The 22,446-nt window shown below is 68.9% G+C and carries 17 protein-coding genes; 12 read left to right on the forward strand and 5 right to left on the reverse strand.

Annotated elements, in window-relative coordinates:
• Positions 1-41 precede the first annotated feature (41 nt).
• The 3 genes from AC1IQ6_RS03530 to AC1IQ6_RS03540 all read left to right on the forward strand — a co-directional run bounded on the left by AC1IQ6_RS03530 (position 42) and on the right by AC1IQ6_RS03540 (position 1,820).
• Positions 42-530, forward strand: a complete 489-nt coding sequence (locus tag AC1IQ6_RS03530; protein ID WP_479731007.1) for a hypothetical protein — start codon at positions 42-44, stop codon at positions 528-530.
• 27 nt (positions 531-557) lie between these two features.
• Positions 558-1,337: a DUF3304 domain-containing protein gene (locus AC1IQ6_RS03535; protein WP_485865856.1), complete on the forward strand. Its 780-nt coding sequence runs from the start codon at positions 558-560 to the stop codon at positions 1,335-1,337.
• A gap of 111 nt (positions 1,338-1,448) precedes the next feature.
• Positions 1,449-1,820 carry a hypothetical protein gene (locus tag AC1IQ6_RS03540; protein ID WP_102774076.1) on the forward strand — a complete coding sequence of 124 codons (372 nt, stop codon included), beginning with the start codon at positions 1,449-1,451 and terminating at the stop codon, positions 1,818-1,820.
• Between the two features lie 6 nt (positions 1,821-1,826).
• On the opposite strand, the gene AC1IQ6_RS03545 is transcribed toward AC1IQ6_RS03540, so the two are convergent.
• The 5 genes from AC1IQ6_RS03545 to tssJ are packed head-to-tail and all read right to left on the reverse strand — an operon-like array spanning position 1,827 to position 10,075.
• Entirely contained in the window at positions 1,827-2,444 is a 618-nt protein-coding gene (locus tag AC1IQ6_RS03545) for a hypothetical protein (protein ID WP_247747550.1), read from the reverse strand.
• Complete coding sequence (locus tag AC1IQ6_RS03550) at positions 2,425-7,245, reverse strand: type VI secretion system Vgr family protein (RefSeq protein WP_485865857.1); 4,821 nt, start codon at positions 7,243-7,245, stop codon at positions 2,425-2,427. Before AC1IQ6_RS03550 ends, AC1IQ6_RS03545 begins: the two co-directional genes overlap by 20 nt.
• Positions 7,246-7,254: 9 nt before the next feature.
• Positions 7,255-8,010: a type IVB secretion system protein IcmH/DotU gene (gene icmH / locus AC1IQ6_RS03555; protein WP_247747573.1), complete on the reverse strand. Its 756-nt coding sequence runs from the start codon at positions 8,008-8,010 to the stop codon at positions 7,255-7,257.
• Between the two features lie 49 nt (positions 8,011-8,059).
• Positions 8,060-9,406 carry a type VI secretion system baseplate subunit TssK gene (gene tssK / locus AC1IQ6_RS03560; protein WP_102774073.1) on the reverse strand — a complete coding sequence of 449 codons (1,347 nt, stop codon included), beginning with the start codon at positions 9,404-9,406 and terminating at the stop codon, positions 8,060-8,062.
• 51 nt (positions 9,407-9,457) lie between these two features.
• The gene (tssJ, locus tag AC1IQ6_RS03565; RefSeq protein ID WP_246842458.1) at positions 9,458-10,075 is read right to left on the reverse strand and encodes a type VI secretion system lipoprotein TssJ; all 618 of its coding nucleotides are present in this window, start codon (positions 10,073-10,075) and stop codon (positions 9,458-9,460) included.
• A gap of 189 nt (positions 10,076-10,264) precedes the next feature.
• On the opposite strand from tssJ, the gene AC1IQ6_RS03570 reads away from it, so the two are divergent.
• From AC1IQ6_RS03570 to AC1IQ6_RS03610, 9 genes are all read left to right on the forward strand, one after another.
• On the forward strand, positions 10,265-10,924 hold the full coding sequence (locus AC1IQ6_RS03570; protein ID WP_485865858.1) for a tetratricopeptide repeat protein: 660 nt from the start codon (positions 10,265-10,267) through the stop codon (positions 10,922-10,924).
• A 44-nt stretch (positions 10,925-10,968) separates the two neighbouring features.
• A complete protein-coding gene (tssB, locus tag AC1IQ6_RS03575) occupies positions 10,969-11,493 on the forward strand; it encodes a type VI secretion system contractile sheath small subunit (protein WP_006384072.1) in 525 nt (174 codons plus the stop codon).
• Positions 11,486-12,979 (forward strand): type VI secretion system contractile sheath large subunit, encoded by a 1,494-nt coding sequence (gene tssC / locus AC1IQ6_RS03580; protein WP_102774071.1) that lies wholly within the window; start codon positions 11,486-11,488, stop codon positions 12,977-12,979. The genes tssB and tssC overlap by 8 nt, the downstream gene beginning before the upstream one ends.
• Before the next feature lie 44 nt (positions 12,980-13,023).
• Positions 13,024-13,527 (forward strand): Hcp family type VI secretion system effector, encoded by a 504-nt coding sequence (locus AC1IQ6_RS03585; RefSeq protein ID WP_006384074.1) that lies wholly within the window; start codon positions 13,024-13,026, stop codon positions 13,525-13,527.
• 69 nt (positions 13,528-13,596) lie between these two features.
• Positions 13,597-14,082: a type VI secretion system baseplate subunit TssE gene (gene tssE, locus AC1IQ6_RS03590; RefSeq protein WP_102774070.1), complete on the forward strand. Its 486-nt coding sequence runs from the start codon at positions 13,597-13,599 to the stop codon at positions 14,080-14,082.
• A 55-nt stretch (positions 14,083-14,137) separates the two neighbouring features.
• Positions 14,138-15,976, forward strand: a complete 1,839-nt coding sequence (tssF, locus tag AC1IQ6_RS03595) for a type VI secretion system baseplate subunit TssF (protein ID WP_111825881.1) — start codon at positions 14,138-14,140, stop codon at positions 15,974-15,976.
• Positions 15,940-17,028, forward strand: coding sequence for a type VI secretion system baseplate subunit TssG (tssG, locus tag AC1IQ6_RS03600; protein ID WP_485865859.1), 1,089 nt, complete (start codon positions 15,940-15,942; stop codon positions 17,026-17,028). Before tssF ends, tssG begins: the two co-directional genes overlap by 37 nt.
• 10 nt (positions 17,029-17,038) lie before the next feature.
• Positions 17,039-19,717, forward strand: a complete 2,679-nt coding sequence (gene tssH, locus AC1IQ6_RS03605; RefSeq protein WP_485865860.1) for a type VI secretion system ATPase TssH — start codon at positions 17,039-17,041, stop codon at positions 19,715-19,717.
• Positions 19,718-19,733: 16 nt separating this feature from the next.
• A complete protein-coding gene (locus AC1IQ6_RS03610) occupies positions 19,734-22,436 on the forward strand; it encodes a type VI secretion system Vgr family protein (RefSeq protein ID WP_485865861.1) in 2,703 nt (900 codons plus the stop codon).
• Positions 22,437-22,446 lie beyond the last annotated feature (10 nt).

The following is a 22,446-nucleotide window of genomic DNA, read 5'->3' on the forward strand; positions in this document are numbered from 1 at the left end:
TCAGGAATCGCGGTCTGGTTATTCGATCGGTTGAGGATTGCATGACGCTGAAACGTGGCTGGGCCTGGATTGCCCTCATCTCCGTCGTGGCGGCCGCGTTTTTGGGTCCGCCGGCCTACCGCTGGGCCTACACAGCGCTGTTGCCGCCGTTGCTGTTGTGCGAGGCCCGCAATGACACCGATGCCGACATTGCCTACCGGCTGGAGGACGCATCGGGCGCATTTCCGGGCGACTGGACCGCAAGGGCTTCCGGGGCGCCGCTGGGCCCGCTCGATCCTGGCTGCCTTTATGGGCCGGACAGCCGCCGCAAGCCGGTCGAGTTGCGATGGGGGGCGGCGGACGGCCAGGGGAATGGCTTTCCGCATAGCGCGAAATTGAAAGTGCCGCGCCCGAATGACGCGGCGGTGCTGCTGCTGCGTTTCACGGCGCCGGACCAGGTGCAAGCCCGGTTCGCCACCGCCGCCGAAATGCCCGAGCCCATGGCGGTGCCGGAGTCCGTGTGGAACAGCGGCGAGTGGGTGCGCCCGTAATCGACGAAATGAACCGGGAGCATGCCGATGCGCAAACGCCTGATAGCCGGGTTGATATGCCTGGGGTTGCTCGTTGCGTGCAATGGCGAGCCCAGCTACGGAGGGCTATCCTTCATTACTTACAACTACACGCCCTGGGATCTGGACTGGATCCGGATCACGGACCGCGAGGGGAATTTTGCTGCAACGAGTTCCATTGGAGCTGGCGGTGGGGAGGGGTCGGTATCCTGCTGCTACCGCCTAAAAGGCACCGATTTCAAGGTGCGATGGACAGGCGGTGACGGGGAGGAACTCAGAAAGCACATGTACGATGGCAAGTTCGACGAGGTGATGTTCAACAAAGAAACACCCGTGCACTTTCCCCCTTCGGCCATCCCGGCCGGAGACGGTCCGCTTTATCTCGAACTGCACATCTATCCGGATGAGCACATGGAAATCGCGCTCAGCCGCAAACTGCTCGGCCAGGTTCGCATTCCCATCGTCGACGCCACCCGCTGGCTGTATTCGCAGCATCGTGATGCCCTGCAGAATTATCGGGACAGTTCTGAAGTCAGGCGTGTCGTAGCCAAGGTAGCCAAGACGGCCTGGATCAAATACCGCATCGAGGACAAGCAGGACATGCGGCAATACATGTACCTGTATTTCACGGTTGCATCGAATTTCGACGACGATCCGGAGATCGCGGCGGTGTTGGCCAAGCCAGAACGCAAGCCAGGTGATTTCGCCAAGGCGGTGGGCTCCATGTCCGAAGAGAAGATCGCCAGGCTGAAGGCGACGGGCACGGCCCCCGGCGACAAGAATGGCTGAAGTTCCATGGCATCCATAGGAATGGCGGTGTGCGGGCTGGTGTTGCGTGCTCGTGTCCGGCGCGTCGTGTAGGTTGCGCTTGCTGCGGGCCGCAGCCGCTAAAATCCCCCCATGCTTCCTCCTCAAGTCGCCGTCGCTTTACTCGTCCTGTTGCTCGCCGTCGTGGTGCCGCTATGCGCGGTGGCGATCCAGCTTATTCGTTTCATCCATTGGTTCGCGTGGGCGGACAAGGGCGCGCGCGGCGAACGCCCGCATTTCACGGGGCCGGTCCTGGCCCTGTTCTTCAGCACGCTGGCCGCCAGCGATTTCATGGGCTTCGAGCCTTTCCTGACGCTGTCGGCGCTCAATCCCGTGCCGATGGAGTACCGCGCCTATCTCATGGTCGCGATGCTGGCCTTGTCGGTGTCGTGCTGGGCCTATGGGCGATCGATCCGCGACCGCGTGCTGCGCCTGGTCCTGCCCGGCAAGGCCGGGCAGGGCTGAAGGCGCTTACTGCCTGGCGGCCTGGATCTCGATCGTGACGGCGTTCGAGCGCAGGCCGTTGGCTTCCACGTAGACCTCGTAGACGGCTTCGCGCTGCGGCAGCCCCGCGGCCGCGGCGACGTCGGTGCTGAACTGCGTGCCGACGCTGACGCCGGCATCGATGGGCGTGTCGCGCGGCGGGACCGAGCCCGGCGCGATGTCGACGTCCATGCCGCGCGGCTGGGGCCGCTTGCGCTGGTAGGCGATGCCGCGATAGATCTTGCCCGTGGCCTTGTCGGTCGCGACGACGGCGGGCGGCGGCATGTTGGTGGAGACGGGGATGATGCCGCGGGCGCAGACCGGCACGACGAGCTTGTCCGCCGCCCGGAGGCTGACGCGGCTGGGGCCGGCCAGGTGCAGCTGAGGCTCGCTGTCGTCGCGGTTGGCGGGCATGCAGGCATGTTCTCGGGTCGTGCCCACGGGGGCGGTCGCGAAGGCGGGGGGATCGATCCAGTCGGTAGTCATGGGCGGGGGCGGCGAGGCGGCGCCGGAAGGCGCGTACGCGAGCGCGAGGGCGGCGGCCGCGCACAGCGCGGCCAGCAGCGGGCGCCGGCGCGGCGCGCGGTTAGAAGGAATACCAGCCATCTGAGAAGTCTACTTTGCGCACGGCCTTGGCGCAGGCCGGGCAGAAACGTATCGGGGCGCCGCTGATGCCGAACATGACGCAGGAGCCCGACTCGTACGCGTAGTCCTCGACATTGGCCAGCTTGCGCAGGCCGTAGTGGCAATGGCGGCCGTGGGAGGAATAGAAGTAGGGACCGGGCTCGAGTTGCGAGTCGTCGTCGCCGTAGCCGTTGGCCTGCGCCCAGGCGGGTCCGCCGGGCACCATGTAGAGCAGGTGGCCGATCTCGTGCACCAGCGTCTGCTGGCGTCCGGCCGGGTCGGCGGGGTCCCACGGGGTGCGCGCAGCGACGCACAGCAGGTTGGTGCCGGGGAAGGCCACGCCGGTGGCCGCCGAGTCCATCAACTGCACGTTGAGGTGGATCTTGCCCAGCGTGCGTTGCGGCGTCAGGCCGTCGACGATCACGCCCACGCCGCGGCATTGCTCGGGCACGCCCTGTTTTTCAGGCACGGGGAAGACGCGATCCGGCGGGATGGGAATGCGGCGGCGCTGCCCCGACGCGTCGGTGTATTCGAAGGTGGCGTCCAGGAACCAGGGGTCGTTGTCGATGCCGTGCCAGAGGTAGTGCACGGCGCCGTCGCCGCCGACCAGCGGCACGTAGACCTTGAGTTCGCCGGGGCCGGCGTAGGCGTCGCGGTAGATGGTGTGCTGCGGGGCCTTGAAGGCCAGGCGTTCGACGTGGCAGACGACGATGGTGTAGGGCTCGTGGTTCGGTCCTTCGGACTGGTCGTAGACCGCCCGGGCGTGGCCTTTCAGAACGTCGGCGTCGGCCTGGTCGACGTCGTAGTTCGCCTGCCCGCGGCCCTGCCGCGGCGGCAGGTGGGCCACGTCGATGCCGTGGCGGCGGTATTCGGCCACGGCGGCGCTGTTGTCCTGCGCCCGCGCCATCGGGTCCGGACCCGGCAGGACCAGCTCCTGGATGTACAGGCGGCGGGCCGTTTCCACGGTTTCGGTGGCGATGCGCTGGTTGCGCGCGTCGCGCACCTCGAAGGTGTAGGTATTGAGGCCGGCGGCCGGCAGCGCGATGTCGTCCACGACCTTGGTGCCGTCCGGGTCCGTCTGGTACTGGAAGGTCTTGCCCTCGGGGCCGCGGTAGGCGGCGTGGCGGCCTTTTTCGGCCTGGGTGTAGGCGATGTTGTCCTTGCCGGCGATGACCTTGATGCTGAACTTGTGCACGTCCGCCTTGCTGAACTTGACCCGTATCCTGGGCCTGGCGGTCTGGCGGTCCTCGCTGATGAGCACAGCGCCGTCGTTCCAGAATTCGTCCTCTTCGGCGAAGTTGACGAACTGCAGGTGCGCGCCGGTGCGGCCGCGGTAGGTGGTGAGCGCGTTGGAGACGGCCGGTTCGCCGCCGGCGTCCTGGGCGGGCGCGCCGCTGGGGACGCCGGCCATCTGCAGCACTTTGGCCACGGGCGAGGGCAGCATGTCGGGGGAGAAGCCGGGCGTGCGCAGCACGGTGGCGGCCACCGCCGGCAGGCCCGAGCCGCTGACGGCCGGCGACTGCAGCACCGCGGCCGCCACGGCCGGCAGCGCGGAGGTGTCCAGACTGGGCGCGCGCATGATGGCCCCGGCGACCGCGGGCAGACCGTATTGCCCGGCGCGGGTCGAGCCCAGCAGGCCGTTGACCGCGGCGCCTATCGCCGCATTGCGGTCGCCGCTGGCGGTCAGGGCCTGCGCCATGGCGGGGTTGACGAAATCGCCGATCCGGCCGGCCGCGTCGCCGGCGGCCGCCAGCATGCCGGCCGCGCCGGACAGCATGCCGCCGCCGGCGGCGGAAGCGCTATTGCCAGCCGTTGCGCCGGGCCCGGCCATCAAGGAGGGCGTGGCGGTGTCGACGGTCGAACGCGCCAGCGCGCCGGCCTGTTCCGCGGCGCGGGCCATCACCGTTGCGCCGGCCTGTTTCGCGCCGTCGATCGCCGAAGCCGCGGCGTTGGCGGCGTCCATGGCCGATTGCGTGGCGCCGGAAGCCAGTTCGCCGGCCTGCCCGGCAAGCGCGGACGCCCGGCCCGCCAACCCGGTGTCGGCGGCGGAAGCGGGAATCGCGCCGCCGCCCGGCGCGGCGGGGGCGGCCGCCGCGCCGACATCCGCGGCCGCCGAGCCGGCCTGCGCCGGTGTCTGCGCCTGCGCCAGCGCCTTGGCCTTGGGCCGGTGCACCAGTTCGGCGCTGACGATCATGGGGTCGCCGACCTGGGTCGAGGGCAGCGCCGGCAGCGCGGCCGCGTCGCTGGCCGGACCGATCAGGTTGTGCGAGGCGCCCTTGACCGAGAACATGCCCGGGCCCTTGAACACGATGTCGCCGCCGTCCATGACGATGCTGGCGCCCGCCGCCTGCAGGGTGATGCGCTGGTTCGCGAGGATCTCGATGCCTTCGGTGCTGGACGTGACGGTGATGTCCTGGCCGGCCAGCATTTCCAGCATGTCGGTGTGCGCGTGCAGCGATACGGGCGCGTTGGCCGCGACGGCGCGGATGCCGCCGTCCTGCACGAACAGGCTGGTCGACCGGCCCGAGGCGCTGGCGAAGGTCTGGCGCGCGGCGACGTGGCCGTCGGCCTGCGTGGTGACGTGCAGGTTTTCGCTTGCGTGCAGGATGGCGGAGGCGGGCGTGGACAGGTTGAGCGAGTTCGGCGCGTCGATCAGCATGCGCGCGCCGTCGATGCGTTCCACCGGTTCGGCGCCGGTCCGTTCGCCGCCGCTGGCCTTGATCGCCTGCTGGCCGCCCACGCTGTCCGGATAGCGGCCGTCGGCCTTGGGGTCGATGGCCTGGATCTGCGCGTCGTATTGATCGGTGGCCGCCAGCGCGCGCGCCTGGCGCCGCGTGGCGGCATCGTTGATGCGTTGCGCGGCATGTTGCGCGCCGCGCATCAGGGTTAGCGCCTCGCGCGCGTCGGCCTGGGTGGAGCGGGCGTCCTCGCGCGCGGTGGCCGAGAGCAGCATGCCCTGGCCGGAGCGCAGCACGGTCCAGGCATCCGAGCGCAGTTCGAAGCCGGTGCCGCGCCATGCGCCGCGGCTGGACGCCTCGGGCGCCTGCTCGACCAGATGGCCCAGGCCCAGCTGCGATGCGGCGGCCGAGCTGGACAGGCGCGTGCGGCCTTGCCCCGCGGTGTCGTCGAACAGCCACTGGTTGTGGCCCTGGCCATCCAGGCCCCGGCTGTGCCAGCCGCTGATCGTGCCGGGGTGGTTGGCCTCGGCGTCCACGCCGGCGGACCAGGGCGGCAGGTCGGCATCGTTGTAGAGCTGCGCCGCGACCACGGGCTGGTCGATGTCGCCGTCCAGGAATTCCACCACCACTTCGGTGCCCTTGCGCGGCAGGTGATGCGCGCCCCAGTTGGGGCCGGCCTGCGCGCCGGCCACGCGCAGCCAGGCGCCGGAGCTGTGGTCGCCCGGCGCGTTGCCTGCTTCGTCGCCGTGGCTGCGGTGGGCCAGGCCGCCGGCCAGCGGACGCCGTCCGCGCTGCCACGGAAACTGCACCTTGATGCGCAGGTCGCGGCCGGACGAAATGGCTTCGTCCTGGGCCGTCACGACAATGGCGGTCACGCCTTCGGGGGCGGTGGGCTTGGCGATCCAGGGCGGCGCCAGCGCGGCGGCGGCGGGCTGGGCGCTGAAGCTGTTGCGATACGTGCCGCGCTCCAGGTCGGCCGCGCCCAGCGCCTGGGCGGCCTGGCTGCCCAGGTTGTTGGCGGCTTCGTGCAGCACGTGCAGCAGCGTGTAGCGGTTGCCGCCCAGCTCGTCCACGGCCTGGCCCGAGCCCTCGGCGTAGCGGTCGTGCTGCGTCAGCGTGAAGTCGTGGCCCGGCGCCATCTGGCGCGCGGTGCCGGCGCCGTCGAAGCGCACCATGCGCGCCTCGTGGGCCTGCAGGCTGAGGGCGGCCTGCTGTTCGGCGCCCGCGTCGTCGGCGTAGCGGCCGTGGCCGTCATAGTCGTAGTCTTCCAGCGGCGGCAGCGCGCCCGCGTCCAGGCCGGACTGGGCGTGTGCGCCGTGCGCGACCAGCTTGCGCTCGTTCCAGGCCACGCGCGTGACCGCGTTGGGCTGGATGGCGCGCGCCGCGCCGAAGCGCGTGACGCTGTCTTCGGTTTCGGTCGCGTCGCTGCGGTGAAAGCGCAGCGTGGGCGCGGGATTGGCCGGATGCGCGGCGCGCGCGTCGAACACCACCAGCCGGTGCTGCGCGCCGCCGCCGGCGCTGTCCTGTTTCTCTTCCTGCTGATGATCGAAGCGAAAGCTCAGGCCGGTCTCGGCCATCAGGCGCAGCACGAAGTCCAGGTCGGTTTCGCGGTACTGGGTGCGCACCGGGCGCGCGGGCGGCGGATCGGCGATCTCGAACGCGAACGAGGCCAGCGGATAGTCGGCGAAGATCTCGCTCAGGATGTCGGTGGCCGTCTTGTCCTGGTAGAGAAAGCTGTCGCGGCGCAGCCGCAGCGTGGCCAGCCAGGGCGCGGCGTGCAGCCGGTAGCGCGCCAGGCCGCCGTCGGCGCCCAGCGCATCCACGCCTTCGACCACCGCGTGCCACAGGCGCCGCGAGCCGTCGGCCAGCAGCAGGCCGACGCTGATTTCCTTGCCCAGCAGCGGCTCCATGTCCAGCTCGGCCGAAGGCGCCAGGCAGTCCAGGGTCAGGGCGTACAGTTCGGACACGCCTTCGCGCAGCTGCATGCGTTCGACGGTGAGCGCGTCGCCCAGCGGCGTGCGCACCTGCAGCATGCGGGCGTTCTGCGACAGCGAGGCGGCATCCAGGCGGCTGAAACCCGCCGGCGTGGAGGAGCGGTCGGTCATGGCGGACCTTCAGGGCAGCGAGATGGTCAGGTGGGCCGCGCGCGGTCCCAGCTTGACGATGTCGTGATACGGCGCCATGGCGGTTTGCATGTCGGCGTTCAGGAAGTGGCTCATGCCCAGGTAGGCCAGCAGGCCCAGCAGCGCGAACAGGGCGCCGATGCTCCACAGCGGCACGTCGCGCTTGAGGGTGTGGGCGATCTTGTCGGGCAGCGGCCAGTGCGGCGCGAAGCCGGCGCGCTTGCCGCGCAGCAGCGCGATCTCGTCGCCCAGGCGCGCGGTCAGGTAGCCGAGTTTCTCCTGGCCTTCGATCATGTACTTGCCCTGGAAGCCCAGCAGCAGGCACATGTAGAACACTTCCAGCGATTGCAGGCGCGGCGCGCCCTGGGCGCGCAGGTCTTCCAGGCGCGCGAAGAAGTTCTCGCCCGCCAGCTGTTCGCCGAACAGGGTCAGCTGCAGCGGCTGCAGCATCCAGGCGTCGCGGATCGCGAAGCGCGAGTTCAGCACGGTCTCGTCGACCGCGGCGCAGAAGGCGTACTTGGTCGCGTAGACGTCCTCGGCCGGGATGTCCATTTTCTTGGCGCTGCGCTCGAAGTCGGCCAGGAACTGCTGCACCCGCGCCGAGAACGACGCGGCGCTGGCCGGCTCCTGCCCGCTCTTGAGCAGGAACAGCATCAGGAAGCCGTCGTACAGCAGGTCCAGCAGCGACTTGGCCGGGCGGGTTCCGTAGAACTCGGCGGCTCGGGCGGGCAGCGATGCTCCGGGCATCAGGGAAGGAGAGTCGGCGGTCATGGCGGGCTCTTGCGGTAGGCGTCGGTTAGCGGGTGACGGCGATCAGGTCCAGCTTCAGGTCGGGGATGCCGGACGGGGCGTAGATGGCGATGCTGCGCGCCTGCAGCATGCGGTCGTACAGCGAGCCGCGCGTCTGCAAGGTGAAATAGCAGGCGCCCGGCTTGACCGGCACGGCCGGCGGCACCTGCGGCGTGTAAACCAGCTGCACGCCCGGCATGGCCGAAAGCACCAGCTTTTCCACGTCGTCGGGCGCGCCGACCTTGAATCGCAGCGGCACGGTTTCGGCCAGTTCGCTGGCCGGCGTGGCGGCCGAGACCGACAGATAGAGCGCGGTGGTCTCGTCGAGCTTGTCGGAATCGAGGCGGCCCACGTGGAACGACGGGCGCAGTTCTTCCAGCACGATGGAGAAGTAGCGGGTCGAGATGACGGTGTCGAGCAGGTCGCGCAGGATTTCGTCCAGCCGCGCGAAGGCCGCGCCGGGCTGGTCGTGGCGGTACGCGGGCAGGTCGGCCAGCGTGTGCACCTTGGAGAAGGTCATCAGCGCGCCGGCCAGGCGCAGCATTTCCTGGAACAGGCGCTCCGGATGCAGCTGCGGGTTGTGGAACAGGTGCGAGAGCGCCGCGTAGGCTTCGTTGGCCGTGTGCAGCAGCCAGAAAGAGGCCACGTCGCCGGAGCGGAACTCGATGATGTTCTTGTTGGGCTCGCGGTGAAAGCCGTAGAGCGCGTTGACCTTGGCCTGCAGCGCGTCCAGCAGGCGGCGCAGCTGCTCGAAGAGCGCGCCGCAGGCCTGGACCGTGAGGCTGGGGGCGATGAAGCCCGTGTCCAGTTCATAGCCGGCGCTGGCGGTGCGGCGCACGCGCGCCACCGGGATCGTCAGCAGCGCGTCGCGCGGCTCGTGCTCCGACAGCAGGCGCACATTCTTGCGCAGGAACGCCAGCTCGGCGGTGCTGGCGTTGGTGTAGAGGTCGGGCGCGGGGCTGTCCTGGTGCGCGTAGCGCGCGTCGAAGCCCTGGCCCTGCTGCGCATCGCGGTAGTTGCCGCCGATGTCCTTCATCGGATGCAGCGCCAGGTAGAACACGGCCGAACTGGCGCCGTCCAGGCCGTCCAGCGCGACGGCGGGCGGCAGGTCGTCGTTGTGCGGGGCGCTGTAGATCTCGCCGTCGGGAAAGATGGCCGAGAGCTCGGTGGCCCGGAGCATGCCGTTGGCCAGCGCCGCGGCGTCGAAGCGCGCGGCGCGCAGGCCCCAGGAATAGGGATGCAGCGCGCGGCTCATCTCCGCGAGGCGGGCTTCGTGGTAGGCGTCCTGTCTTTGAAAATGCTGGGGCCGCAGGAACAGCCCCTCACCCCATAGGATCTTCGCGGAATGGCTCACGTTTTCTGGCTCTTGTTCATATTATTGGAGACGGCGGACGGACCGGGGCGCTCAGCCCGGACATTGCACCGAGCCCAGCCGCGCCGGGTCGAAGTCGGGCACGCCCGGCGGCAGGGTCATCTTGCCGGTCACGACGGTCAGCGCGCAGGCATGTGCGCCCATGACGATGCCGGTGTCCTCGGCGGATTCCACTTCGAACACGTATTTCCAGCGTTGCGGCGCGGGCGCATAAAACAGGCCCGCGACCGCGATATAGGTGGCGTTTTTCGGCACCTTTTCGAGGTGTTCGTAACGCTGTCCCGGTGTCAGAGTGACCTCGCGCGAGGCGATGACGCTTTCTCCAAGCGCCGACTTTTCGGCGTCAGTATCAACCAATTGCGTGAGCGGTGCGCGCTGAAATGCCTCTGCGTTCTTCAAATAGTATATTTTCGTAACCACGGCCATCGACTGGCCGCTGCTCGAGTTCAAATTTTCTCCGGCGTGTATCGCCAATTTCACTTCGACGGGCGCGTTCGGGTCTTTTTTCAGGCCCGCCATATCCATTACGCCGCCGGTCATTCCCGCCACCGCTCCAATCGCTGAAACCGCTGCACAGCCGCTGATTACGGGGCTTGCGACGATCATGGCCAGCGCCGCCACGCGCCGTGAAAAATAGAGATGTTTTGACATGGCTCTTTATACCGGAAGCCTGCGACAACATACAGATCGCTGCACGTTAGCCGACGTTTCGTTGTGAGTTACATGAAGTAATCCTCTGTAGTGTGGCGCTAACAAAAGGTTGTTGAAATACGCGGCCTTGGTTACACCCACCTACAAGCCAGAAAAATGCACATATCCAGGGTTCTCCTTATCAGCGCCATGTTGGCTTTCGCGACCGGCTGCGCGACCTCGTCCAAACCGCCGACCGAGGCCGAATACAAACAGTCGATGACGCACGCCACCGAGACGCTGGCCAACAAGGGCAACGACCAGGCGGTCGCCGAATTCCAGGAGATCGCGCTGCGCAATCCGTCGCGCGGCGAGCCGTGGTCCTATATCGCGAAGATTCGTTTCGACGAGCAGCGCTACGGCGAGGCCATCGTCGCGGCCGACGAGGCGCTGAACCGGGAACCCGAGGATTTCACCGCCAAGACCGTGCGCGCCGTGGGCGGGCTGCGGGTGGCGATGCAGTCGCTGGCCGACCTGCGCGCCGATGCACTGCTGGCCGGCAACGCCAAGACCGACGCGGTGGCGCTGGCCGCCGCCATGCGCGAAACCCTGGGCCAGGACGTGTTGTTCCCCGAAGGCTACAAGCCGCCGCGCCGCCAATCGCGCCGCAATGACGCGCAGCGCGCCGCGCCGGCCGCCGCCGTCGCGCCCGCGGCCGCGGCCGCGCAGTCGGCGGCCGTGCCCGCCAAGCCGGTGGCCAGCCCCGCTACCAATACAGCAGCCAGCCCGGCGCCGACGCCGGCCCCGGCCCCGGCGCCCGCTCCTGCGGGCCGGGCGCCGGACCCGTTCGGCAATCTCCTCAAACCCTGATCGGGCATCCGGCCCCGTCACTATGCACTTCGCTTGGAGCCCCCATGGCTAAGAAAGAAAGCGTTCAGAAACGACTCCAGAAGGTCCGTCCGCCGCGCGTCCAGTTGACCTACGACGTGGAAAAGGGCGACGCGATCGAACAGAAAGAGCTTCCCTTCGTCGTGGGCGTGGTGGGCGATTTCAGCGCGCAGTCCGAAGCCGAGCTGCCGCGCCTGAAGGACCGCAAGTTCGTCAATATCGACGTGGACAACTTCGACGACGTGATGCGCGGGCTGGAGCCGCGCGCCGCCTACCGCGTGAAGAACCGCCTGACCGACGAGGGCGGCACCTTCGGCGTGGACCTGAAGTTCCGCTCCATCGAGGATTTCCGTCCCGAGGCCGTGGTGCAGCAGATCGAGCCGCTCAAGGAGCTGCTGGAGATCCGCACCAAGCTGGCCGACCTGCGCAACAAGCTGGCGGGCAACGACAAACTGGAAGACCTGCTGGGCGAAGTGCTCAGCAGCACCGAGAAACTGCAGCAACTGACCAGCGAAGCCGGCAAGGACGGCAAGGGAGGCAGCAATGAGTAATTCCGCCGCCGCGCAGAACGCGTCCGCGCCGGCCGCCGAGGCCGAATCGGGCCTGCTGGACCAGATCGTCGAGCAGAGCCGTGTCGCCAAGTCCAGCGCCGAACACGACCGCGCCAAGGACCTGATCGGCGAACTGGCGCGCGAAGTCATGAAGGGCACCGTGGTCGTCTCCGACAACCTGTCGGCGATGCTGGACGCCCGGGTGGCCGAGCTGGACCGCCTGATCTCGGCCCAGCTGAGCGAGGTGATGCACGGCGCCGAATTTCAGAAGCTGGAAAGCACCTGGCGCGGCCTGCACTACCTGTGCCAGGAGAGCAACACCGGCCCCATGCTCAAGATCAAGGTGCTCAACGTCACCAAGCGCGACCTGGTGCGCGACTTCCAGACCGCGATCGACTTCGACCAGAGCCTGATGTTCAAGAAGGTCTACGAAGAAGAGTTCGGCACCTTCGGCGGCTCGCCCTTCGGCGCGCTGCTGGGCAATTTCGAGATCACGCGCCAGCCCGAGGACATGTACTTCATCGAGCAGATGTCGCACGTGGCCGCGGCCTCGCACGCCCCGTTCATCGCCTCGGCCTCGCCCGAGCTGCTGGGCCTGGACAGCTTCGCCGACCTGGGCCGCCCGCGCGACCTGGCCAAGGTGTTCGACACGGTGGAATACACCAAGTGGCGCAGCTTCCGCGATTCGGAAGACTCGCGCTACGTGGGCCTGACCATGCCGCGCTTCCTGGGCCGGCTGCCCTATGACCCGAAGGAGGGCACCTCGGTCGAGGGCTTCAACTTCGTCGAGGAAGTCGACGGCACCGATCACGCCAAGTACCTGTGGTGCAACGCCGCCTGGGCCTTCGGCGCGCGCCTGACGGCGGCGTTCGCGGACTTCGGCTGGTGCGCGGCGATCCGCGGCGTCGAAGGCGGCGGCCTGGTGGAGAACCTGCCCACCCATACCTTCAAGACCGACGACGGCGAGATCGCGCTGAAGTGCCCCACGGAGATCGCCATCACCGATCGCCGCGAAAAGGAACTGAGCGACCTGGGCCTGATCCCGCTGGTGCACTGCAAGAACTCGGACTACGCGGCCTTTTTCGGCGCGCAGTCGGTGCAGAAGGCCAAGAAATACAACACCGACAGCGCCAACGCCAATGCGGTGCTGTCGGCGCAGCTGCAATACATATTCTCGGTATCGCGAGTGGCCCACTACCTGAAGGCCATGATGCGCGACAAGATCGGCAGTTTCGCCTCCGCGCAATCGGTCGAAAGCTTCCTGAACCGCTGGGTCTCGCAGTACGTGCTGCTGGACGACAACGCCAATCAGGAGCAGAAGGCGCAGTTCCCCCTGCGGGAGGCATCGGTGCAAGTCGCCGAAGTGCCGGGTCGCCCCGGCGTGTTCAGGGCCGTGGCGTTTTTGCGGCCTCATTTCCAGCTCGACGAGCTTTCGATTTCGCTGCGCCTGGTCGCGGAGCTGCCGGCCCAGGCCCAGAAGTCGTAAGCGCCTAGGCTGGATTCGATGATTTTTTACTGGAGAGGCTATTAATGAAGGACATCTACGTCAAATTCGGCAATCCTGCGCTCAAGGGCGAATCCCAGGACAAGGACCACCCTGACTGGATCGAAGTCGGATCGTGGCGCCACGAGATCATTCAGCCGCGTTCGGCTACCGCCTCGACCTCGGGCGGCCACACGGCCGAGCGCACCGAGCATGGCGAGATGGTCTTCACCAAGGACCTGGACGTGGTCAGCCCGCTGCTGTATCAGCACGCCTCGGGCGGCACCACCTTCGACGAAGTCACCATCGACTTCCTGCGCGCCGACGGCGAGGGCAACCGCGTCAAGTACCTGGAAATCAAGCTCAAGTACGTGATCATCTCGCGCGTGGCCCCCGAGGTCGTCAGCGAAGGCCTGCCGCATGAATCGTTCTCGCTGAAGTACGCCGCCGTGCAGTGGAAGTACACGCAGCAGAAGGTCGGCGGCAACCAGGGCGGCAACTCCCAGGGCGCCTGGAGCCTGACCAAGAACGACAAGACGTATTCGGTCTGAACCTGACCGCGTAAGACGGTAAAGGCAGCGGCCCGCCGCGGGCCGCTGCCTTTCCTGAATGAGGTCCGCATGAAAGGATTCGAACCGAGCCTGTTCGACAAGCTGTTCGACGGCGACGGGCAAGCGCCGCATGCGCTGCGGCGCCTGTCGGTGGAGGAAATCAAGGAAACCGTCGCGCGCGACATCGAGGCCCTGCTCAATACGCGCATGGTCTTCACCGAGGAATCGCTCAAGCGCTATCCGAACTGCCAGCGCTCCATCCTCACCTATGGACTGTCCGATTTTTCCGGCCTGAGCCTGGCCAGCCATTACGACCGCGAATTCATCTGCCGCTCGCTGGAACAGGCGATCGCCCGCCACGAGCCGCGGCTGACGCATGTGCGGGTCATGCTGCAGGTCGATGGCCGCGCCACGTCGGTGCTGTATTTCGCGATCACCGCGATGCTGGACGTGGGCCCGGCGCATGAGCCGGTGACCTTCGATGCGACGCTGCAGCCGTCCACTTTGCAGTATTCGGTGAGCAAGGGCTGGGCCAAGGCCGCGGCCGCCGCCTGAACCAACAACAGAACACGCGGGCGCCGGCGCCACGCCGCCGGCGGAGAAGGGAAAGATGGAAGAACTGCTGCCATATTACGAACGCGAACTGGGTTTCCTGCGCAGTTCGTCGCGCGATTTCGCGCAGCGCTATCCCAAGATCGCCGGGCGGCTGGGGCTGTCGGGCGAGACCTGCGAAGATCCGCACGTGGAGCGGATGATCGAGTCGTTCGCCCTGCTGGGCGCGCGCATCAACAAGAAGCTCGACGACGACTATCCGGAGTTCACGGAAGCATTGTTCGAGGTGATGTACCCGCATTACCTGCGCCCGTTTCCTGCGTGCTCGGTGGCGCAGTTCGACATGGGCGGCGTGGCCGCCCAGTTGACCGCGCCGGTGCGCCTGCCGCGCGGCACCGAGCTGAAGTCCCATGCCGTGCGCGGCGTGGCCTGCCGTTTCCGCACGGCCTACGACGTGACGCTGGCGCCGGTGGCGATCCGCCAGGCGGGCTTCGCGTCCACCGCCAACGCGCCGTCGTCCACCTCGCTGCCGCCGGGCGTGACGGGCCGGCTGTCGCTGACCCTGGCCTGCCTGGCCGAGACGCAGAACTTCTCCACGCTGGCCGTGGACAGGCTGCGCGTCTATCTGCACGGCGAACCGTCCTTCGTCGCGGCGCTGCGCGACTGCCTGTTCCTGCGCACGGCGGCCGCCTACACGGAGACGCAGCCCGGCCGCTGGAACCGCCTGGCGCAGGCGCCGCTGGCGCAGGTGGGCCTGGCCGAAGAGGACGCGCTGATCGATTTTCCCGCCAGCTCGCATCCGGCCTACCGGCTGCTGGCCGAGTATTTCGTCTTCGCCGAGAAATTCAATTTCGTGGACATCGACCTGGCGGCCTTGCGGCCCGCCCTGGGCGCGGTCCGCGAATTCACGCTGCATCTGCCGGTCGCCGGCCTGCGCGCCGACTCCAATACGGCGCGGCTGCTGGAATCGGCGTCCGCCGACAATTTCCGGCTGGGCTGCACGCCGGTGGTCAACCTGTTCGCCCAGCGCGCCGACCCCATCCGCGTCACGCACGCCGCGGCCTCTTATCCGGTGGTGGCCGACGCGCGCCGCGCCTATGGCTACGAGGTCTATTCCATCGACCGCGTGCGCCAGGTGCGCCAGAACGCCAGGGGCGATTCGGTCGTCGAGTTCCGGCCCTTCTATTCGCTGCACCACGGCGAGACGCCCGACGGCGCCAGCCACTACTGGACCGCGCGGCGCGATGCGATGGTGGCCGAGCGCAGCCCGGGCTACGAGATGGAGCTGTCCATCGTCGACATCGATTTCGATCCGTCCGTGCCGCAGACCGAAACCCTGAGCCTGGAGCTGACCTGCACCAACCGGGACCTGCCCTCGCACCTGGCGGTGGGCCAGCCCGGCGGCGACCTGTTCCTGGAGGGCGGCTCGGTCGCGCGCGAAATCCGCATGCTGCGCCGTCCCACCCATACGCATCGCTTCCAGCAGGGCCGCGCGGCGCACTGGCGTCTGATCTCGCACCTGGCGCTGAACCATCTGTCGCTGGTGCAAAGCGGCCTGCCGGCGCTAAAGGAAACGCTGCGCCTGTACGACCTGTCGCACGCCGCGGTGGCGGCCCGCCAGATCGAAGGGCTGGTGGGGCTGGACTACAAGCCCGCCACGCACTGGATGCCGGGCGAGCCGTTCGCCACCTTCGTGCGCGGCATCGAGATCCGGCTCACGATCAATGAAGACAATTTCGTCGGCACCAGCCTGCATGCCTTCGTCGCGGTGCTGAACCGCTTTTTCGGCCTGTACGTGCACGCCAACAGCTTCGTGCAGCTGGTGGTGCTGTCGCGCCGCGGCTCGGAAGAAATCCTACGGTGTCCCCCATGCAACGGCGACGCGATCCTAGCGTAATCGAGGCGCTGCTGGCCGAGCCGCAGCGCTTCAAGTTCTTCCAGGCCGTGCGCGTGCTGGAGCTGTGGTTCGCGCGCCAGGAGGGCACGCGCGCGCGCAACGCCGTGCCGGCCCACCTGCGCTTCCTGAATTCGTCTTCGCTGGGCTTTCCGGCCAGCGAGATCGCCGGCCTGACGGCCTACGACAAGGACGGCCAGGCGCTGGACGACGCGCAGGCGCGCCTGGCGGCGCTGGCCGAAGGCAAGCTGGGGCGGGTGGAGATCGAGCCGGCCTTCTTCGGCCTGCTGGGCGCGCAGGGCGCCTTGCCGCTGCATTATTCCGAGATCCTGAGCCACCGCGAAAGCGCCCGGCGCGACCGCGGGGCGCGCGCGTTCTTCGACATCTTCTCGAACCGCGCCGCGGCGCTTTTCTATGCGGCCTGGAAGAAGTACCGCATGCCGCTGCGCCACGAGACCGAGCAGGACCATCACTACCTGCCGCTGTTGCTGGCGCTGGGCGGCATCGGTCATCCGGCCCTGCGCGACCGCCTGCACGCGGGCCAGGGCCAGGTGTACGACGAATCGCTGGCCCATTACGCCGCCGCGGCGCGCCAGCGCCCGGTGTCGGCCGCCTACCTGCAGCGGGTGCTGGCCGATTACTTTCAGGTGCACATCCGGGTCGAGCAGTTCGTCGGCCGCTGGTACCACGTGCCGCCCGAGCATCGCACGCGCCTGGGCATGCCGGGCGCGGTGCTGGGCGTGTCCGCCATGGCGGGCGATCGCATCTGGCAGCGCGACATGCGCATCCGGCTGTGGATCGGCCCGCTGTCCAAGGCCGCGTTCGGCGATTTCCTGCCGGGCGGGGCGCGCGCGCAGGCGCTGGAGAAGCTGCTGACCATGTTCGGCGGCATGAGCTTCGAATACGAGGTGCGGCTGGTGATGGCCAGGGCGGACGTGGCCGGCAGCATGCTCGGCGGCGCCGGCGCGCGCCTGGGCTGGAACTCCTTTCTCTGCACCGAACCCGCGGCGTCGGATCGCGACGACGCCAGCTACGAACTGCACACCATTCACTAGAACAAGCACCATGGCCACACCCCTGAAAACCCTGATCGGGAAACTGAACCAGACCTGCCGCCAGGCCGCCGAGCGCGCCGCCAGCCTGTGCATGGCGCAAGGTCATTACGAAGTGGACCTGGAGCACCTGTTTCTGGCGCTGCTGGAAAAGCCCGCCAGCGACTTCAGCATCGTGGCGCGCCGCAGCGGCATCGACGCCTCGGGGCTGGAGGCCGACCTGAACGCGGAAATCCGCGGATTCAAGAACGGCAACACCCGCACGCCGGTGTTCTCGCCGCACCTGCCGCGCTTGTTCGAACATGCCTGGCTGATCGCGTCGCTGGACACGCAGACCACGCGCATCCGCTCCGGCCATCTGCTGCTGGCGCTGCTGACCGAGCCCGACCTGGCCCAGCTCGCGCGGCGCGGCTCGCGCCTGTTCGAATCGTTCCGGCTGGAAGAACTGAAGCATGATTTCGCCGCGCTGACGGCCGGCTCGGAAGAGGCCGGGCAGTCGGTGGCGCTGGGCGAGGGCGCGCAGCAAGAGCCGGCGCCGGCCGCCGGCCTGTCCAAGACGCCGGCGCTGGACCAGTACACCGCCAACCTGACCGAGCGCGCGCGCGAAGGCAGGATCGACCCGGTCATCGGCCGCGACGCCGAGATCCGCCAGATGATGGACATCCTGACCCGCCGGCGCCAGAACAACCCCATCCTGACCGGCGAGGCCGGCGTGGGCAAGACCGCGGTGGTCGAAGGCCTGGCGCTGCGCATCGTGGCCGGCGACGTGCCGCCGGCGCTGGCCGGCGTGGCGCTGCGCACGCTGGACATGGGCCTGCTGCAGGCCGGCGCCAGCGTCAAGGGCGAATTCGAGAACCGTCTGAAGAACGTCATCGACGAGGTCAAGCAAAGCGCCACGCCCATCATCCTGTTCATCGACGAGGCCCACACCATGATAGGCGCGGGCGGGCAGGCGGGCCAGAACGACGCGGCCAACCTGCTCAAGCCGGCGCTGGCGCGCGGCGAACTGCGCACCATCGCCGCCACCACCTGGAGCGAATACAAGAAGTACTTCGAGAAAGACGCCGCGCTGGCGCGGCGCTTCCAGGTGGTCAAGGTGGAAGAACCCAGCGAGACGCTGGCCGCCAGCATGCTGCGCGGCATGGCGCCGCTGATGGAAGCGCACTTCGGCGTGCGGGTGCTGGACGAGGCCATCGTGGCGGCGGCGCGCCTGTCGCACCGCTACATCAGCGGCCGCCAGCTGCCGGACAAGGCGGTCAGCGTGCTCGACACCGCCTGCGCGCGCGTGGCCCTGGGCCGCAGCGCCACGCCGGCCCTGATCGACGAGGCGCGCCACCGCCTGGCGCGCCTGGAAACCGAGCGCGCCGCGCTGCGCCGGGAGGCCGCCGCCGGCGGCTCCCAGGGCGCGCGCCTGCGCGAGCTGGACGAGGAAATGGACGCCACGCGCAAGACGCTGGCCGAATCCGAGGCGAGGCTGGCCCAGGAAAGCGAGCTGGTGCGCCAGATCCACGCGCTGCGCGTAGAGCTGGAGACGGCGGGCGAGGAGGCCGCGCCGGAGCCGGCCGCCAAGCGCCGCGCCGCCAAGGCGCCCGACCCCACGCCGGCCCAGGCGCAGCTGGCCGCGCTGCAGCAGGAGCTGCGCGCGCTGCAGGGCGAAACGCCGCTGGTGCCGGCCTATGTGGACGCCCAGGTCATCGCCGAGATCGTCTCGGCCTGGACCGGCATACCGCTGGGCCGGATGGTCAACGACGAGATCCGCACCGTGCTGGAACTGCAGCCGCTGCTGGCCGAGCGCGTCATCGGCCAGGACCACGCCCTGCACGCCATCGCCCAGCGCGTGCGCACGGCGCGCGCCGGCCTGGAAGATCCCAACAAGCCCAAGGGCGTGTTCCTGTTCGTCGGCCCCTCGGGCGTGGGCAAGACCGAGACCGCATTGGCGGTGGCCGACGTACTCTACGGCGGCGAGCGCAAGCTCATCACCATCAACATGAGCGAGTACCAGGAGGCCCACAGCGTTTCCGGCCTGAAGGGTTCGCCGCCGGGCTACGTGGGCTACGGCGAGGGCGGGGTGCTGACCGAGGCGGTGCGCCGCCAGCCCTACAGCGTGGTGCTGCTCGACGAGATCGAGAAAGCCCATCCGGACGTGCTGGAGCTGTTCTTCCAGGTGTTCGACAAGGGCGTGATGGACGACGCCGAGGGCCGCGAGATCGACTTCCGCAACACGCTCATCATCCTGACCTCCAACGTCGGCTCGTCGGCCATCATGCAGGCCTGCCTGAACAAGAGCGCCGAGGAACGGCCCGGCCCCGAGGCGCTGCAGGAACTGCTGGCGCCGCAGCTGTACAAGGCCTTCAAGCCCGCCTTCCTGGGCCGCATGAAGACCATCGCCTACTACCCCGTGGACGACGACGCGCTGGCCCGCATCATCGGCCTGAAGCTCGGCCGCATCGCCGAGCGCGTGCAGGCCAATCACCGCGCCGTGTTCGAATGGGACGAGGCGCTGGTCGAGGCCGTGCTGGCCCGCTGCACCGAGGTGGACACGGGCGCGCGCAACGTCGACCACATCCTGAACGGCACGCTGCTGCCGCAGATCGCCGAGCAGGTGCTGAGCCGTATGGCGCAGGGCGAGGCCATCGCGCGCATCCGCGTCACCGCCGGCAAGAACGGCGACTTCCGCTACCGCCTGACCTGAACCCGGAGCCGCCGCCATGCCCCAGGATTCCTCCGGACTTTCCCGCCTGTCGACCGCCGGTATCGAGCAGGCCAACCGTCTCCTGAACCTGAGCACGCCGCTAGGCGAAAACCGCCTGGTGGCCGAGACGCTGTCGGCGCGCGAGCAATTGGGCGCGGGCGCCTGCCGGCTGGATCTCACGGCGCTCTCCGACGACGCCCATATCCCGCTGAAAGCGCTGCTGGGCCAGCCCGTGACGCTGCGCCTGCAGACCGCGCTGGACCGCGCGCAGCCGCGCATCTGGCACGGCCACGTGACCGCGGCGCAATTCCGCGGCGCCAACGGCGGCCTGGCGCGCTACGGCCTGACCGTGGAGCCCTGGCTGGCCTTTCTGCGCGCCCGCCGCGACAGCTTCGCCTATCAGGACAAGACGGTGTTCGACATCGTCGAGAGCATTTTCGGCGACTACAACGGGCAGGGCACGCTGGCGCCGCAATGGCGCTGGGACGTGAAGGACCGCGCCGCCTACGCCAGGCGCAGCCTGACCATCCAGTACCGTGAAACCGATTACGCCTTCGTGGAGCGCCTGCTGGCCGAAGAAGGCCTGTTCTACTGGGTCGAGCACCAGGCCGACGGCCACACCCTGGTCATCGCCGACCACAACGGCGCGTTCCAGCCCGGGCCGCAGGCCAGCGTGCGTTTCGCGCGCGCCGATGTCACCGAGACGCAGGACAGCATCCAGCAATGGAGCCAGCGCAAGCGCTGGCAGACCAATGCGGTGCGCCTGACCAGCTGGGACTACCGCAGCGTCCAGGCGCGGCCGGTGGCGGCGCAGGCGCAGATGGAGGCGCATGCCGATGCGCAAGCGGGCGCCATCGAGCTGGCCTGCAACGACTACCCCGGGCAGTACGCGTACGAAGACGGCGCGCAGGGCGAACGGCTGGCGCACAACGCGCTGGCCGCCATCCGCGTGCGCGAGCAGAGCTACGAGGGCGCGGGCACCGTGCGCACGCTGGCGCCGGGGCAGCGCTTCGAGCTGACCGGCCATTACCAGCAGGGCGGGCCGTCGGCCTATGTGGTGATCGCCATCGACCACCAGGCCCGCAACAACTTCGACGCCGACCTGGGCCGGGCGCAGGGCGGCGGCGCGGACGCACACGATCGGGCGGACTTCTACCGCAACACGTTCACCTGCATCGGCATGGAGACGGAGTTCCGCCCGGCCACGCGGGACGGCCATGGCGAACGGCTGCATCCGCGCCCCACCGTCTTCGGCGCGCAGACCGCGCTGGTGGTGGGCGCGCAAGAGCCGGTGCATACCGACCGCGACCATCGCATCAAGGTGCAATTCCATTGGCAGCGCGGCAAGGCCGCCAGCAGCCGGCTGGCGCATCCGTCCGGCGACGACAACGCGCCGGCCGCGGACGAGCTGGGCGCCTGGGTGCGCGTGGCCGAACCGGTGGCCGGCGGCGACTGGGGCGGCCATTTCGTGCCGCGCGTGGGCCAGGAAGTGCTGGTGGAATTCCTGCATGGCGACATCGACCGGCCCGTGGTGGTGGGCGCGCTCTACAACGGCGAAGGCGCCGAGGACGCGCCGCACAACCAGGTGCAGGCGGGCGCGGCCAACGCCACCGGCAATGCGCCGGCCTGGTTCGCCGGCGGCAGCGACGGCCACGCGCACAACGCGGTGATGTCCGGCTTCAAGACCCAGGCCCTGCCGGCCAGCGGTGCGGGCACCGGCGGCTACAACCAGCTGGTGCAGGACGACACGCCCGGACAGGCGCGCCTGACCGCCTCCACCACGCAGGCCGATACGCGCCTGAACCTGGGGCACATCAAGCAGCAGCGCGACAACGAGCGGCTGGAAGACCTGGGCCACGGCGCCGAGCTGTCCACGCGCGAGTCCATGGCGCTGCGCGCTGGCGCCGGCCTGCTGATCAGCGCCGACCTGCGCGAGAACGCCGAGGGCGCGCTGCTCGACAGCGCCGAGGCCGCCAGGCAGATCGAACGCGCCATGGAATCGGCCAGGGAGCTGGCCGACATGGCGGCCAGGCAGAAGGCCGTGCTGGAAGACGATCCGGAAACCGTGCCGGCGCAGGACGCGCTCGAACACGTGCTGGAGGTGGTGGAAGCGACGCAGGAAGGCGCGGGCGATTCGTCCGGCGAGCCGGTGGCGGCCTACAGCGAACCCCATGTCCAGGTCAGCGCGCCCAGCGGCATCGGCCAGTACACGCCGGCCGACGCCTTCCTGGCGGCGGGCGGCACCTTCGCGCAGGTGGCGCCGGACGTGAACTGGGTCAGCAGCGCCAACGTGGCGCTGGGCGTGGCCGCCGGCGCGGTGCTGTTCACGCTGGGCAACCCGCCTTCGGGCGCGCGCGCGGTCAAGGACCAGGGCCTGCGCCTGCACGCCGCCGGCGGCAGGCTGCGGCTGCACAGCCAGGACGCGAAGATGGCGCTGTCCGCGGAGAAGGCGGTGACCGTCTCGTCGTCCGCGGCCAGCGTCACGGTCGAGGCCAAACAGCGCCTGCTGGCCACCGCGGGCGGCGCCTATCTGCGCGTCGAGGGCGGCGGCATCCAGCTGCATGCGCCGGGCAAGGTGGAATTGAAGGCGGGGGTGCACAGCTGGGTGGGGCCGGAAAGCAGCCAGCCGAATCTGGCCTTCAGCGAAGCCGGCCCCTTGTGCGAGGCGCGCGTGCGCGGCGCGGCCCAGCGCGGCGGCGCCGTGGTGCCGCTGAGTTGAACGGGCGTTG

This window comes from Achromobacter sp. MUI-25009338, from assembly GCF_057359325.1.